Annotated in this window: 1 protein-coding gene; it reads right to left on the bottom strand. The window is 70.3% G+C overall.

What is annotated here, in order from left to right; translation table 11 throughout:
* Positions 1–300 (bottom strand): SDR family NAD(P)-dependent oxidoreductase (locus IG74_RS50710; RefSeq protein ID WP_158858157.1); only part of this gene is annotated, 300 nt, incomplete at both ends.

Below are 300 nucleotides of genomic sequence, written 5' to 3' on the forward strand. Positions count from 1 at the left end.
TCAGGGGGTGCTCGTCCGGTACGGCGGCCAGCAGGGCCCGGACCTGGTCGCGGTCGGACACGTCGCAGGCCACTACCGACACGACCGCGCCCTGCTCGGCGAGCTCGGCCACCAACTCCGGCACGCCCTCGGCATCCGCACCCCGCCGACTCGCAAGCAGCAGATGCCGGACGCCATGCCGCGCGACCAAGTGGCGGGCCACCAGGCCACCCAGGGATCCTGTTCCACCACTAAGTAGAACGGTCTTTCCAGCGGCGAATACGTTCCCCGAACCCAGCCCCCGACCCGCAACACGGACCA

Source organism: Streptomyces sp. NRRL B-1347 (genome assembly GCF_000720325.1).
Classification (GTDB): Bacteria; Actinomycetota; Actinomycetes; order Streptomycetales; family Streptomycetaceae; genus Streptomyces.